Here is a 593-nt window from a genome sequence, read left to right as displayed (position 1 = left end):
GATTTTAAAATCTCAAAAATTGACAAATCTAAGTTAGCAGAAAATACCACACTTACAAGAAAGCTAACAAAACTATCCTCTAATTTAAGAAATAAAAAATCTAATAATTCTCAAAATAAAACCTTAGTTTCAAATGAGTATGGGTTTACTATTAACACAAGTTATGCGACTTATATAGAAAGTGTAGATAAAACTTATCATTCTTATACCTTTTATATTCAAAGAGATGTAGAGATAGAAATGTTAGAAAATTTATTAGTTTCTTTAGAGCCAGATGGGACTTATAAAACAAGCATAATATTATATAATATAACAGCTGCTGAAAAAGAAGACATCTCAAATAACACATATGTAGATATAACTAATAAAGTAAGTTCTACAGTTATAAATGATGAGGGTATAATTAGTGATATTTTTAATAAAGCAGCAGATTGCTCAGGTTATGTGCTCGTAGAATGGTGTTCTGGTTCTGCAGGACACAACGGATCCGACAATTATGCTGACTGTACAGCTTATAACAGTGATAGAATGTACTATGGTTGTGGTTTTCCTGGAGGTGGAGGCTCAACTGGTGGTAGCACAGGAAATACGTC

1 protein-coding gene is annotated in these 593 nt (G+C 31.0%); it reads left to right on the top strand.

Going from position 1 to position 593, the window contains the following annotated elements; all coding sequences use genetic code 11:
- Positions 1 to 593: hypothetical protein (locus ES676_RS14875; protein WP_215731664.1), on the top strand; the 593-nt coding region annotated here is incomplete at both ends.

This window comes from Bizionia saleffrena (assembly GCF_008086175.1).
GTDB lineage: Bacteria > Bacteroidota > Bacteroidia > Flavobacteriales > Flavobacteriaceae > Bizionia > Bizionia saleffrena.
This window is presented reverse-complemented; position numbering and strand designations above follow the sequence as displayed.